At 66.2% G+C, this 13,342-nt stretch carries 11 protein-coding genes and 1 tRNA gene; 7 read left to right on the plus strand and 5 right to left on the minus strand.

The window, feature by feature from the left end; genetic code table 11:
- Positions 1 to 56: 56 nt before the first annotated feature.
- Positions 57 to 422, plus strand: a complete 366-nt coding sequence (locus tag C5689_RS05805; protein WP_244594602.1) for a hypothetical protein — start codon at positions 57 to 59, stop codon at positions 420 to 422.
- A 43-nt stretch (positions 423 to 465) separates the two neighbouring features.
- Here C5689_RS05805 and C5689_RS05810 read toward each other — a convergent pair.
- A tRNA-Leu gene (locus C5689_RS05810) sits at positions 466 to 551 on the minus strand.
- 138 nt (positions 552 to 689) lie between these two features.
- On the opposite strand from C5689_RS05810, the gene C5689_RS05815 reads away from it, so the two are divergent.
- Complete coding sequence (locus tag C5689_RS05815; protein WP_108916321.1) at positions 690 to 2,636, plus strand: hypothetical protein; 1,947 nt, start codon at positions 690 to 692, stop codon at positions 2,634 to 2,636.
- Positions 2,637 to 2,642: 6 nt separating this feature from the next.
- Here C5689_RS05815 and gpt read toward each other — a convergent pair whose 3' ends face one another.
- Both gpt and C5689_RS05825 read right to left on the minus strand, forming a co-directional pair.
- Positions 2,643 to 3,128 carry a xanthine phosphoribosyltransferase gene (gene gpt / locus C5689_RS05820; protein ID WP_108916322.1) on the minus strand — a complete coding sequence of 162 codons (486 nt, stop codon included), beginning with the start codon at positions 3,126 to 3,128 and terminating at the stop codon, positions 2,643 to 2,645.
- 31 nt (positions 3,129 to 3,159) lie between these two features.
- Positions 3,160 to 3,912, minus strand: coding sequence for a competence/damage-inducible protein A (locus C5689_RS05825; RefSeq protein ID WP_108916323.1), 753 nt, complete (start codon positions 3,910 to 3,912; stop codon positions 3,160 to 3,162).
- Positions 3,913 to 4,069: 157 nt separating this feature from the next.
- Here C5689_RS05825 and map point away from each other — a divergent pair, with 157 nt between their 5' ends.
- The 3 genes from map (at position 4,070) to C5689_RS05840 (ending at position 7,136) form a co-directional block, all read left to right on the plus strand.
- Complete coding sequence (gene map / locus C5689_RS05830; RefSeq protein WP_108916360.1) at positions 4,070 to 4,924, plus strand: type I methionyl aminopeptidase; 855 nt, start codon at positions 4,070 to 4,072, stop codon at positions 4,922 to 4,924.
- Positions 4,921 to 5,661, plus strand: coding sequence for a RadC family protein (gene radC, locus C5689_RS05835; RefSeq protein ID WP_108916324.1), 741 nt, complete (start codon positions 4,921 to 4,923; stop codon positions 5,659 to 5,661). Before map ends, radC begins: the two co-directional genes overlap by 4 nt.
- Before the next feature lie 68 nt (positions 5,662 to 5,729).
- A complete protein-coding gene (locus tag C5689_RS05840) occupies positions 5,730 to 7,136 on the plus strand; it encodes a DHA2 family efflux MFS transporter permease subunit (RefSeq protein WP_108916325.1) in 1,407 nt (468 codons plus the stop codon).
- On the opposite strand, the gene C5689_RS05845 is transcribed toward C5689_RS05840, so the two are convergent.
- Complete coding sequence (locus C5689_RS05845; protein WP_108916326.1) at positions 7,133 to 7,828, minus strand: RlmE family RNA methyltransferase; 696 nt, start codon at positions 7,826 to 7,828, stop codon at positions 7,133 to 7,135. The genes C5689_RS05840 and C5689_RS05845 overlap by 4 nt on opposite strands.
- Positions 7,825 to 9,912, minus strand: a complete 2,088-nt coding sequence (locus C5689_RS05850; protein WP_108916361.1) for an ABC transporter ATP-binding protein/permease — start codon at positions 9,910 to 9,912, stop codon at positions 7,825 to 7,827. The genes C5689_RS05845 and C5689_RS05850 overlap by 4 nt, the downstream gene beginning before the upstream one ends.
- 391 nt (positions 9,913 to 10,303) lie before the next feature.
- On the opposite strand from C5689_RS05850, the gene C5689_RS05855 reads away from it, so the two are divergent.
- Positions 10,304 to 11,254, plus strand: a complete 951-nt coding sequence (locus tag C5689_RS05855) for an acetyl-CoA carboxylase carboxyltransferase subunit alpha (protein WP_108916327.1) — start codon at positions 10,304 to 10,306, stop codon at positions 11,252 to 11,254.
- A 250-nt stretch (positions 11,255 to 11,504) separates the two neighbouring features.
- On the plus strand, positions 11,505 to 13,058 hold the full coding sequence (locus tag C5689_RS18995) for a L,D-transpeptidase family protein (RefSeq protein WP_108916328.1): 1,554 nt from the start codon (positions 11,505 to 11,507) through the stop codon (positions 13,056 to 13,058).
- Positions 13,059 to 13,342: the final 284 nt, after the last annotated feature.

Genomic DNA, 13,342 nt, shown 5'->3' on the forward strand with positions numbered 1-13,342 from the left:
GAGAGCGGAGAGGTCTCATGTCGAGAAAGCCGGGGTCGGCGTTCGTCGGAGCGGCGATGGCGTTTTGCGCAGCGCTCGCGGTTTCCGGCTGCAATTCGACCCAAAACTCCCTTCCGACCGCGGCGGTCGCTGCGGCGCCCGAGCCGCCGGCGCCGGGCGTCGTCGGCGTGACCATCGGCCGCGAGCTCGCCGCTGCGGATCGCGCGACGGCCGTCGCCGCGCAGCAGGAGGCGGTCGCCTCGGGCGCGCGAAAGAGCTGGCGCGGAACGCATGGCGCCTATGGCTTCATCGATCCGGGGCCGGAGGCGGCCCTCGGCGGTTGCCGCGATTATACGCATAAGATATTCATCGACGGCCGGCCGCAGCAGGCCAAGGGGCAGGCGTGCAAGAAGCCCGACGGCGGCTGGCGCGTGACGAGCTGAGCGTTCGCGGGCGGATCGACCGATCGAGGCGCGACGCGGTCGGTGGTGCGGACGGCGGGGATCGAACCCGCATGGGCATGGCCCGAGGGATTTTAAGTCCCTTGCGTCTACCGGTTCCGCCACGTCCGCGATTCGCGCAGTGATAGCGCAGCGCGCAGGCCTCGGCAAACAGCGACCTCAACCTCGGGTTAACCATGAAGGCGATAAGCCTCGACGGTTCGCGCTGGAGCCGCCGCGCGCTTCGGGCCTCGAGCGCCGGGGAGTCGATTGCTCACCTCGACCGATCACAATTTCCGCGACGACATCGATGGTGCGCGGTCGTCTCGAATCGCCTTCGGAATCATCGCGCCGTTCGCCGCCTGTGCGGCGATTTTCCTGCTGCTGCGGCCCTATTACGGGCTCGAGCACGACGCGGTCATCTATATGGGCCGCGGTCTCGCCGATCTCGATCCGCAGGGCGTCGGCCGCGACATCATGTTCCGCTTCGACGGCCAATCGAAATTCAGCGTTTTCTCGCGGCTGGTCGATTTTTCGATTCCCGTTCTGGGCCTCGCTGTCGCGGCGAAAACGCTCGCTCTCGCGGGTTGCGCGCTCTGGTTCGCGGCGCTAGCGGCGCTGGCCTCGCGATTGGCGCGAGGAAGCGCCCTCTTCGCGCTGCTGCTGCTAGCCGCCTGTTTCGACAGCTCCTATGGGGGATTCGGCGTCTTTCATTTCGCGGAGCCCTTCGCGACGCCGCGGCCTTTCGCCGAAGCTTTCGTGCTCGCCGCTTTCGCCGCGCTGCTCGCCGATCGGCGCCGGGCGGCGGCCGGCTGCCTGCTGGCGGCTGCGGCCTTTCATCCGATCATCGCCGCGCCCGGCGTCGTGGTCGCTCTGCTCTATGAAGGGGTGAGAGACCGGCGGATTTTCCTCGCCGCGCTCATCGCCGGGGCGGCGGCCCTGGTCGCGGCCTTCGCCGGCGCGCCTCTGCTCGAAAGGCTGACCGCGCGCATCGATCCGCAATGGGCGGCGATCATCTCGGCGCGCAGCGATTATATTTTCCTCTCCGATTGGCCGCCCGGCACATGGATCGCGACTCTGCGCCAGGCGAGCACGCTGCTGCTCGCCGCGAGCCTCGCGCCGCCTCATGCGCAGCGGCTTTTCTTTTGCGTGATCGCGGCGGCCTGCCTCGGCCTTTCGGCGAGCTACGTGCTCGGCGATCTGATGATGCGCGAGCTCGGCGCGCAGGCGCAGAGTTGGCGCGCACTCTGGCTCGCCGCGGCTTTTGCGCCTCTGGCTCTCGGCCTCTGCGCTCCGACGCTGTGGCGGGATGGCGCGCAGGGGCGCATCGCGCTCACGCTTCTCGTGACCAGCTGGATTTTGCGCGCGGCGCCGGAGAGCGCCTTGCTCGCGCTCGTCGGCGTCCTCGCCTGGTGGAGCCGAGAGCGTTGGAGCCATATTTCGCTGGCGCTGCTCGAGCGCGCGCTCTTTGCGCTCTGCGGTCTCTGCGCGGCCGTCATATTCGGCGCGGCGCTCTGGTTCGCATGGGAATATGCGCGCGCCGCGCCGAGCCGCGACGGACTATTGTCTTCCGTGCTGCGCGCCGGCGAGCCGGCCTATGTCCCACTTCTCTTCGTCTCGCTCTTTCTGCTCGTCGGGACGCGGCGGCCGCGTCCGCTGCTCGCTATCTCCACCGCGGCGGTCGTCGCGCCGATCGCAGCCTTCTGCTGGATCTTTGAACCTTTCCCGCTCCGGTCGGCGGATATTCGTCAGCCGGAGCTGGAGGCGATCGTCGCGAGCCGGGCCGGCGAGGTTCTGTGGCTCAACGACAAGCTCGCGCCCTGGGTTTGGCTCGGCCGCGCCAATTGGGCGTCTGCGGTGCAGGGGTCTGGAGTCGTGTTCTCGCGCGATAAGGCGCTGATCTGGTGGGAGCGGATGGGCGTTTTGCGCGATCTCGGCTGGGTCGCCGACAGCGCTCTGCAGCGGCGGACCAATGATGTGATCGATTTTCCGCCCTTCACCCGCGCGTCGCTGGAGAGATTATGCGAGCGGGCGGACGCGCCGGCCTGGGTCGTCGGCGCGGTCGAATCGCCGGAGGCGCTCGCCGAAGGGCTGGAGGCGCGCTTCTGGCGTGGGCCGACGCGCTTCTCGCTGCATCTTTCCGAGGGGGCCGCGCATTGGACGCCGATCGCGCATTATGCCATTTTCGATTGCGCGGTCTATCGGCCCGCGGGATAGGCGGGATCAGGGCGCGCCTTTGGCGATCGGCGCCTGAAAGGTGAGGCCAGTGTCCCAGGGGAAATATATCCATGTGTCCTGCGACACTTCGGTGATGAAAGTGTCCACCAGCGGCCGGCCCTGCGGCTTGGCGTAGACGGTCGCGAAATGCGCCTTGGGCAGCAGAGCGCGCACGACTTTCGCCGTCGCCCCCGTATCGACCAGATCGTCGACGATCAGCACCTCCTCGCTCGGGAGCGTGAGGATCGTCTCCGAGAGCGGCTTCAGCACGCGAACATCGCCGCGCCGCGTCTCTTCCTCATAGCTCGCGACGCCGATCGTATCGATGACGCGAATGCCGAGCTCGCGCGCCACAATGCCGGCCGGCACCAGACCGCCGCGCGTCACCGCGACGATGGCCGAAAAGCCGCCGACCGCCGCGAGCCGCCAGGCGAGCGCGCGCGCGTCGCGGTGGAACGCGTCCCAGGACACGGGAAAGGCCTTGTCTTCCATCTGTGACTCCTCGCCGGGATTCTCCCGGCCGTCAGATCGGCGTTCCATTGGCGGAAAGATGCGTGATCAGCGCGCGGACCTTTTGCGCAGCGGCCTCGAGCTCGGCGCTGTCGCGGCTGCGCAGCACGATCTGATTGCGCACGCCGGCGCTGGAGAAGGAAGGGTACGAGCCGACCGTCACCCGTTCATGCTCCTTGGCGATGCGCTCGAGATCGGCGGCGTAGCGCCCTTCGGGAATATTATGGGCGTCGACGGTCGCGACCTGCACCTTCACGCCCTTGACGATGCGCCCGGCGGCGGCGTCCAGCATGGCCTGCATGATGATCGGCACGCCGGCCATGACGATCACATTGCCGATCATGAAGCCCGGCGCCTTGGAAATGGCGTTCTCGATGAGATCCGCGCCTTGCGGAATACGGGCCATGCGACGGCGCGCCGGATTGAGGTCCTGGAGGGCGATGCGTTCCAGCAGCATGGCGATGGCGCGCTCGTCCTCGCCGATCGGCACGCCGAAGGCTTTGGCCACGGCGTCGGCGGTGATGTCGTCATGGGTGGGGCCGATCCCGCCCGTGGTGAAGACATAGCCGTAGCGAAAGCGAAGCGCATTCAGAGCCGCGACGATCTCCTCCTCTATGTCCGGCACGACGCGGACCTCGCGCAGGTCGATTCCCAATTCGCCGAGATATTTGGCGATATAATTGGTGTTGAGGTCCTGCGTGCGGCCGGAGAGGATCTCGTCGCCGATCACGAGCACGGCGGCCGTCACTATGTCTTCGCGCTCCATCTGGCCGCTCCTCGGGGACAATCTGGCCGAAAGTCTATGCCAGCGCCGCCGCCCTGGCCAGCGGGCGGGCCGGCCGCGCGCCGCGCGCATCTTGCTTTGCGGCGCCAATTTCTTAATTTATAAGCTGAAGCCGGCGACCAACAACAGAGAGCGCAGCATGACATTCGTCGAGTCCCATCTCGCGGGCTCGGGCCGCAAAAGCGGCCAGATCAAGCTTCACGGTCCCGAGGATTTCGAGGGGATGCGTCGCGCCGGCCGGCTGACGGCCGAGGCGCTGGATATGCTCGTCCCCTATGTGAAGCCCGGCGTCACCACCAAGGCGCTGGACGATCTCGTCTTCGACTTCGCCATAGCCAATGGCGCCTATCCCGCGCCGCTCGATTATCGCGGCTATCGCAAATCCATCTGCACCTCGATCAATCACGTCGTCTGCCACGGCATTCCGGACGAGAAGCCGCTGCGCGACGGCGATATCGTCAATGTGGACGTGACCTTCATCGTCGACGGCTGGCATGGCGATTCGAGCCGGATGTTCGCCGTGGGCGAGGCGCCGCGCCGCGCCCAGCGTCTCATCGACGTGACCTATGAGAGCCTGATGCGCGGCATCGCCGTGGTGAAGCCCGGCGCGACCACGGGCGACATAGGCGCGGCCATCCAGCGCTTCGCCGAGGCCGAGCGCTGCTCGGTCGTGCGCGATTTCTGCGGCCATGGGCTCGGCCGTTTGTTTCACGACGAGCCGAATATTCTGCATTACGGCGTCGCCGGCCAGGGCGTGGAGCTCAGGCCCGGCATGTTCTTCACGATAGAGCCGATGATCAATCTCGGCCGGCCGCAGGTGAAAATCCTCGGCGACGGCTGGACCGCCGTCACCCGGGACCGCTCGCTCTCGGCGCAGTTCGAGCATTCGCTCGGCGTGACCGAGACGGGGGTGGAAATCTTCACCGCCTCGCCCGCCGGGCTCGACAATCCTAATGGAGCCTCGCCGAACAACGCGGCCGCCAGCGCCGAATGAGCGAGACGCGCGTCCCCAGGCGGAGACCGGCCGGCGAGAAACCCGCCGACGGTCTGCGCGAGGAGGCGCCGCATTTTCATGGCCATAGGCAGAGGCTGCGCGACCGTTTCCTGGAGGCGGGCGAGGCCGCGCTCGCCGATTACGAGCTTTTGGAGCTGGTGCTCTACCGCGCCATTCCGCGGCGCGACGTCAAGCCGCTGGCCAAGGCGCTGATCGCGCGTTTCGGCTCATTCTCCGAAGTGGCGGCGGCGCGGCCGGAGCGGCTGCGCGAGATCGACGGGCTCGGCGAGGCGGCGATCTGCGAGATCAAGCTGATGGAGGCCTCGGCCCGGCGCCTCGCCCGCGGCGCGCTGCAGAAGCGGACCGTGCTCGGCTCCTTCATGGATGTGATCGACTATTGCCGCACGGCCATGGCCTATGCCGAGCGTGAGGAGTTCCGCATCCTCTTCCTCGACAAGCGCAATGCGCTGATCGCCGATGAGGTTCAGGGCGTCGGCACGGTGGATCATACGCCCGTCTATCCGCGCGAAGTGGTGCGGCGGGCGCTGGAATTGGGCTCTTCCGCGCTGATATTGGCGCATAATCACCCGTCCGGCGACCCGACGCCGTCCACCGCCGACATACGCATGACGCTGGACATCATCGCCATAGCGCAGCCATTCGGCATTGCCGTGCATGATCATCTGATCGTCGGGCGCAATGGGCATTCGAGCTTGAAGGGGCTGAAGTTCATTTGACGCGGCCGTTTCGACATTTCCAGCGAACATCGCCATAAACGATCGTCATCGCCAATCGCAGAGGTCCGTTGCCTTCCTTCGCCGTCACGCCGCTCATCATCGCCACTGCGCTCTTCATGGAGAATCTCGACGGCACAGTGCTGGCCACCGCGCTGCCCGCCATGGCCGCCGATCTGCATGAAGATCCCATAGCGCTGAAGCTGGCGCTCACCTCCTATCTTCTGTCGCTGGCCGTCTTCATTCCGCTCTCCGGCTGGGTCGCCGATCGCTATGGCGCGCGGCGGGTGTTTCGCGCGGCGATACTCGTCTTCACCTTCGGCTCCATTCTCTGCGGCTTCTCCACCTCGCTGGCCGGCGTCGTTTCGTCGCGAATCGTGCAGGGGCTCGGCGGGGCGATGATGGTTCCGGTGGGGCGGCTCGTGCTGCTGCGCGTCGCGCCGCGTCACGATCTCGTGCGCGCGCTCGCCTATCTCACCATTCCGGCGCTCATCGGCCCTGTGGTGGGGCCGCCGCTCGGCGGCTTCATCGCCACTTATTTCCATTGGCGCTATATTTTTTGGATCAATGTGCCGATCGGCCTTCTCGGCGTCACGCTCGTTACCCGCTATATTCCAGATCTGCGCGAGGAGAGCGTTCCGCCGCTCGATGTGACCGGCTTTCTGATGTCAGGCTTCGGACTGTCGAGCCTCGTCTTCGGGCTCGGCGCGCTGGGGCAGGGGATCGTTCCGGCGCCGGCGGCGGCGGGGCTCGTTGCCGCGGGCGTGATCGCGCTTCTCCTCTATGTGCGCCATGCGCGGTGGACGCAGCATCCGATCATCGATCTCGATCTCTTACGCGTGCCGACCTTTCACGCCTCCATCGTCGGAGGCTTTCTGTTTCGCATGGGGCTCGGGGCTTCGCCGTTTCTACTGCCGCTGATGTTGCAGACTGGCTTCGGCCTCACGGCGTTTCAATCGGGCTCGCTGACCTTCATCGCCGCAATCGGCGCCATAGCGATGAAGACGACGGCGCAGCCCATTCTGAACCGTTTCGGCTTTCGCCGCGTGCTCACCGTCAATGCGCTGATCTCGGCGGGCTTCTTCTGCTTCAATGCGCTGTTCACGCCGGCGACGCCGCATTGGATCATCATGAGCCTGCTGCTCGCCGGCGGCTTCTTCCGCTCGCTGCAATTCACGGCGCTGAATGCGATCGGCTATGCCGACATAGAGGATGCGGCGATGAGCAGAGCGACGAGCTTCGCTTCGGCCGGCCAGCAATTGTCGCTGTCGGCCGGCGTCTCGCTCGGCGCCGCGGCGCTGGAGACGGCGCGCGCGCTGCATGGCGGCGGCGAGTTGCGGCTCGCGGATTTCGATGCGGCGTTTCTCGTCGTCGCGGCGGTCTCGGCCGCTTCGATCGTCGTTTTTCGCGGGCTGGCTGCGAATGCGGGCGAAAGGCTGACAGGGAAAGAATCGATCGAGGCCGACGGGACGGCCTAACCCCCGCGAAATCCGGTGGCGAGCACATAGAGCTCGGCGGAATCGGCGCGGCTCGCCGCCGGCTTCACATGGCGCACTTGCGCGAAATCGCGTTTCAGCGCCGCCAGCAATTGGCCTTCCGTGCCGCCTTGCAGCACTTTGGCGACGAAGAATCCGCCGGGCGCCAGCACATCTCGAGCGAAATCCACGGCCAGCTCGGCGAGCGCGACGATCTTCAAATGGTCGGTCTGCTTGTGGCCGGTAGCGTTGGCGGCCATGTCGGACATCACGCCATCGGCGCCGCCGCCGAGCATGGCCTTGATCCGCTCCGGCGCGGTCTCCTCATTGAAGTCCATCACGGTGAATTCGACGCCGGCGATGGGCTCCATATCGAGGAGGTCGATGCCGACGACCTTGCCTTTGCCTTCGGCCGACTTCACCCTCGTCGCGGCGATCTGCGACCAGCCGCCCGGCGCGGCGCCGAGATCGACGATGTGTTTTCCTGGCGCGAAGAGCTTGTAGCGCTCGTCCATCTCCAGCAGCTTATAGGCCGCGCGCGAGCGATAGCCGTCGCGCTTGGCCTGCGCCACATAGGGATCGTTGAGCTGGCGCTCGAGCCAGAGCGTCGAGGACAGCGAGCGCTTCCTCGCGGTCTTCACGCGCTCCTTCAGCGAGCGGCCGCCTTCTCGTCCCCCTGCGCCCGATTTCGTCATGCCAGCACCGCTTCGCGCGGCGCGAAGGTTCCGTCCGCCTCCTGCTCCATCGCGATATGGCGATGGTGGAAGGCGAGCAGGCTCGAGCGATGGCCGATGGAGACGATCGTCGTATTGGGCAGGCGCTCGCGCAGCATGGCGTAGATCTCTCCCTCGAGCTTCTCGTCCAGCGCCGAGGTGGCCTCGTCGAGGAAGAGCCAGTCGGGCTCGGCGAGCAGCGCCCGCGCGACGGCGACGCGCTGCTGCTCGCCGCCGGAGAGGCGCTGGCCCCAATTGCTCTCCTCCTCGAGATGGGCGACGAAGTTCGGCAGGCGCGCGGCCTCCAACGCCTCGGCGATCGCATGGGGCGAAAAGGTCTCCGGCTCCGCCGGATAGGCGACGGCGCGGGCGAGCGAGCCGATCGGCACATAGGGCCGCTGCGGGAGCAGCATCACGCGCGCATCGGCGGGAATGTCGATCCGTCCTTCGCAATAGGGCCAAATGCCTGCGACGGCGCGGAACAAAGTCGATTTGCCAGAGCCCGAGGGGCCGGTCAGCAGCACCGATTCGCCGGACGCGAATTCGAGATGCTTCGCCTCGACGAGGCGGCGGCCGTCCGGCAGGGTGAGCGTCACGTCCAGCGCTATGTCGCGCGTCTGCACGGGGTGGGTCGGCGTCGCCGCGCGAAGCTCATCGGCGCGGTCGGCGGCCGCGTCGAAAGAGGCCAGTCGGTCGAGCACCGATCGGAAATCGGAGAGCGCGACATAGTAATCGATAAAAAACGCGAGCGCGCTTTCGACGCTTCCGAAGGCGTCGGCCGCCTGGCGCATCACGCCGAGCTTGATCGTGCCGGCGAAGAAGAAGGGCGCGGTCAGCGCATAGGGAATGATGATCGACAATTGGCCGTAAGTAGCCGTGAAGGAGACGAGCTTCTTGCGGCGGTCGATGATGGCGAAATAATTGGAGACGATCGCGCCGAAGCGTTGCGCGAGCGTCGCGCGCTCCGCGTTCTCGCCGCCGAGCAGCGCGATTTGCTCTCCATATTCGCGCAGGCGCGCCAAAGAGAAGCGGAAATCGGCCTCGCGGCGCTGCTTTTCGAAAAGCAGAGTGGTGAGCGGCCAGCCGATCAGATGCGTCGTCACCGTGCCGAAGGTCGCATAGATCAGCGCCGCCCAGAACAGGAAGCCCGGGATGGCGATGTCGCCGAAGGTGAAGGCGCTGGAAATGTCCCAGAGCACGATCGAATAGGAGACGAGAGAGCTGAGCTTGGAGATCAGCAGGATCGAATAGGAGTAGATTCCATAGCCGGAATCGCCGCCGTCGATGAATCGGTTGACGTCTTCCGCGATGCGCTGGTCGGGGTTGTCGGTCGCCCCGCCGGCGAGCGCCATGGCGTAGTGGCGGCGTCCGCCCAGCCAGCGCGTGACGTAATGCAGCGTCAGCCATTTGCGCCATCGGATGATCAGCGTCGACTGCACCACATATTCGATGACGGCGGAGAGAATGGCGACGAAGGCCCAGGGCGTGAAGCCAAAGAGGAACAGGCGCCAGAACTCGGCCGCGTTCATCTCCTGGAGAGCCGTGTAGTAGTCGCGGCGGATGAAGGAGAGGCGCACGCCGATGGCGACCTGAGCCTGATTGATGAGCACCAGCGCCACGATCATCGCCACGGCGATCCAGGTCTCGCGCGTCGCAAAAAGCGAGCGGCCGCGGAGAGCGACGTCGCCTCTCTCCCGCGAATCGAAATAGAGATCGGCGATGCGCGTCATCTCGCGCACGATGCGGATGTGCGAAATCGCGAAGACGACGATCGAGAAGACGGCGACGGTGAGCGACATGCTCTCCGGCAGCGTGTAATCGGCGAGGGAGGCGGGCCACAACCTTTCGACCTCGAGCAGACGCACGAGGCCGAAGACGATGGTCTCTACCGAGAAGATGGAGACGAATATCTTCAGAAAGCTCGAGATGGCGGCGCTGCGCCATGTGGTGAAGGCGCAGAGCCCGGCTGTCGCGGCGAGGAGGAAGAGGCTTGCGTCGCCGAGGTGAACGCCCGCTGCGAGCGATAGCGCCGCGAAGACGGCGACGGCCGCGCCGAGTCCCTGCATGTCTTGTCCTCTCAATGGTCGCGCCGCGTGGAGCGTCGCTTTGGGCGCAGTAATCTCGAGAATGCGCCAATGGCGTGGCCGCCGGCCGCTTTCGCTTTGCGAATAGCGCGCTTTCGGGCGCAAGAGCAAATCGGCTTCCGCCGCGACGTCCCTTCGCCGTGGAAGGATATTGCTCGAGCGGCGCCGTAGCTGGAAGCGTAGCGCTCCTTCCGGCTCGCGAAGAGAAAAGCCTACGTCGTTCCCCGGCCGACGGAAAAGATTCGCTGTTCTCCGCCGCCGCGCTCCGTGCGGCGGCGGAGAAACGACGCGTTCTTGACTTCCCGCGCCGTTACGGCCAGTTTTCGCGCCGCTTCGCTAGGCTCCCGAGCCGCAATCCCGTGTCGTCCGCCTCATGCGCTCCTATCTCGACTTCGAAAAGCCCGTCGCCGAATTGGAGACCAAGGTGGAGGAGCTGCGCGCGCTGTCCAAGGGCGACGGCGTGTCCATCGCCGACGAGCTCGCCAAGCTCGAGGCCAAGGCCCAAAAGGCGCTGGCCGATCTCTACGCCAGCCTCACGCCGACGCAGAAAATCCAGGTCGCGCGCCATGCGCAGCGGCCGCATTTCTCCGATTATGTGCGGCTTTTGTTCAGCGAGTTCACTCCGCTCGCCGGCGACCGCCTGTTCGGCGAGGACGCGGCCATCGTCGGCGGATTCGCGCGCTTTCGCGGCGAGCCGGTCTGTCTCATCGGCCAGGAGAAGGGCTCCGACACGGAGAGCCGGCTTGAGCATAATTTCGGCATGGCGCGGCCGGAGGGCTATCGCAAGGCCGCGCGTCTCATGGAGCTCGCCGACCGATTCGGCCTGCCGGTCATCTCGCTCGTGGACACTTTCGGCGCTTTTCCCGGCATAGACGCGGAGCAGCGCGGACAGGCGGAGGCGATCGCCCGCTCCATCGACGTCTCGCTGTCGCTGGGCGTGCCCAATGTCGCCGTGGTGGTGGGGGAAGGCGGCTCCGGCGGCGCCATCGCCATCGCCAGCTGCAACAAAGTGCTGATGCTGGAGCATTCCGTCTATACGGTCGCCTCGCCGGAGGCTTCCGCCTCCATTCTGTGGCGCGACTCCTCCAAGGCGCAGGACGCCGCCACCAGCATGAAGATCACCGCCCAGGACCTGCTGAAGTTCGGCATTATCGACGTCATCGTCGCCGAGCCGCCGGGCGGCGCCCATCGCGACCCGGAGACGGCGGTCGCCGCCGTCGGCGAGGGCATAGACGACGCGCTGGCCGGCCTCGCCAATCTTTCCCGCCCGCAGATCGTCGAGGCGCGCGCCGAGCGCTTTCTCTCGGTCGGCCGCAAGGTCTGAGCAGACGAGATTCGGCGCCTTTCAGCATTCGGCGGCCTCGATACCCTGACCCGCTCTGGTCTCCCGGCGTCAACCAATCGTTAACCTCACAGACGATCGCCGCGCTCTTACCGGCGGCGACAGCCACGCTCTGGCCTTATTCTTCGTCTTGCGTTAGAAGGACGTTGGTAATTCGACGTCTATTGTCATGGTAGGGTCTCCGAGGCGTGATTCGCGCCTTTGGGCGCGGACCTCGAGAAGCGGGGCGAGAATGAATCTCTTCCGGAACGTGGGGCGGCGGCTCGCCCCTTGGGGTCTCGTCGGCGCGACGCTCGCGCTCTCCGCCTGCAATGATCTCGGCTCCGGCTCGCAGCGCGCGCTGTCGCCCATTCCACCCGAGACTTTGGCGCTGATGGAGCAGGCCGGCGTCACCAAGGAATCGCCGACGCTCATCCGCTCCTATAAGAAAGAGGCCGAGTTCCAAATCTGGAAGCAGCGGCCCGACGGGCGCTACGCCTATCTCAAGACCTTCCCCATGTGCCGCTGGTCCGGCCAGCTCGGGCCGAAGGTTCGCGAGGGCGACCGCCAGGCGCCGGAGGGGTTCTATTCCATCACCCCCGGGCAGATGAATCCGAACTCCGCCTATTATCTCTCCTTCAACGTCGGCTATCCCAACGCCTATGACCGCGCCTACGGCCATAGCGGCGGCTCCATCATGGTCCATGGCGCCTGCTCTTCCGCCGGCTGCTTCTCCATGACCGATCGGCAGATCGCCGAGATCTATGCGATCCTGCGCACCTCCTTCAACAATGGCCAGCGCTCGATCCAGATGCAGTCCTATCCGTTCAAGATGACGGCGGAGAATCTGGCCAAGCATCGGCTCGACCCCAATATCGGCTTTTGGAAGCAGCTGAAGGAAGGCTCCGACCATTTCGAGGTCGCCGGCAAGGAGCCGAGCGTCGGCGTCTGCAATCGACGCTATGTCTTCGACGCGACCTCCGCCAATGGCCAGCCGCTCGACGCCGGCGCCGCCTGTCCGCCGCTGCGCCGCAATGCGGAGATAGAGGCGCAGGTCGCGCAAAAGGCGGCCGCAGACGACGCCAAAGTGGCGGAACTGGCGGCGGCTGGCTTGCGGCCGGTGCGCGTCGTCTATCAGGACGGCGGTCAGCATCCCGATTTCTACGCCCGCGTCGCCGAGGTGAGTCGGCCCGAGGCGCTGGTCGCGCCGGTCGAGATCGCGCTCGACGAGAAGATCGGCAAATCGCGTTCGCCGGTCATCGCCATGAGCGCGGCCAAGCTCGCCGCCAAGGCCAAGAAGGAGGCCGAGGTCAAGGTCGCGGCGCATGAGGCCACGATCGTGAAGCAAGCGGAAGCCGCCCCGCCGGCCGAGCCGGCCAAGGCCGGCGCTTTCGCCGTCGCGACGGATTCGATCGGTGGTCTGCTCGGCCTCGCCAAGGAGCCGCCGGCCGCGCCCGCGGTCCAGAGCGAGCCTGTCGCCAAAACCGAGCCGATCAAGGCGAGCGCCAAGACGGAGGTTTCCAGCATCAAAGCCGATGCTTCCAAGACAGAGGCGACGAGGGCCGGCAAAGCTGTTTCGGTCAAGCCGGCGGTGATCGCGACCGCGGTCGTCGCCAAGTCGAGCGGGGCGAAGCCCGCCGCGACTTCCTCTCAGGCGCCGGCGTCGCTGCCGTCGCATCGCGCCGCCGATCCGGCGAAAAAGCCGCAGGCCTCACTCGGGGCCGAGCGACGCGCCAAGGTCGCGGCGGCCATGGGCGGCGCGCCGGGACTGCGCGAGGCCTTGCCGCCGGTTCCCGCGCGGCCCTGATCGAAGAAAACCCACAGATTTTGTGATCTTACGATCCGCCAGATGGCGGATCGTCTCAATTTTGCCTGCATTCGTCGGAAAAAGACGTCGCGAGCGTTGCTGTTCGCTGTGGCCGCGCGTCGGAAATCGCCGCCGAAATATCGCTCTCGATGCGACATTGTGGCGGTCCTCCAAAAAGGCGCTTGACACTTGTGCGCCGCAGCAATACAACAGTGCGACGCAGCGAGAACTTCTCTCGCTCCGTAGCCCTCCTTGGGCGTTTCCTCCCTTGACTTGGGCCGCTG

It is taken from the genome of Methylosinus sporium, from assembly GCF_003113265.1.
Classification (GTDB): domain Bacteria; phylum Pseudomonadota; class Alphaproteobacteria; order Rhizobiales; family Beijerinckiaceae; genus Methylosinus; species Methylosinus sporium.

Coding starts and splice junctions, on each gene's coding strand:
- map (WP_108916360.1), top strand. CDS start 4,070: ATGACATTCGTCGAGTCCCATCTCGCGGGCTCGGGCCGCAAAAGCGGC.
- gpt (WP_108916322.1), bottom strand. CDS start 3,128: ATGGAAGACAAGGCCTTTCCCGTGTCCTGGGACGCGTTCCACCGCGAC.
- radC (WP_108916324.1), top strand. CDS start 4,921: ATGAGCGAGACGCGCGTCCCCAGGCGGAGACCGGCCGGCGAGAAACCC.
- C5689_RS05825 (WP_108916323.1), bottom strand. CDS start 3,912: ATGGAGCGCGAAGACATAGTGACGGCCGCCGTGCTCGTGATCGGCGAC.
- C5689_RS05805 (WP_244594602.1), top strand. CDS start 57: ATGGCGTTTTGCGCAGCGCTCGCGGTTTCCGGCTGCAATTCGACCCAA.
- C5689_RS05845 (WP_108916326.1), bottom strand. CDS start 7,828: ATGACGAAATCGGGCGCAGGGGGACGAGAAGGCGGCCGCTCGCTGAAG.
- C5689_RS05850 (WP_108916361.1), bottom strand. CDS start 9,912: ATGCAGGGACTCGGCGCGGCCGTCGCCGTCTTCGCGGCGCTATCGCTC.
- C5689_RS18995 (WP_108916328.1), top strand. CDS start 11,505: ATGAATCTCTTCCGGAACGTGGGGCGGCGGCTCGCCCCTTGGGGTCTC.
- C5689_RS05855 (WP_108916327.1), top strand. CDS start 10,304: ATGCGCTCCTATCTCGACTTCGAAAAGCCCGTCGCCGAATTGGAGACC.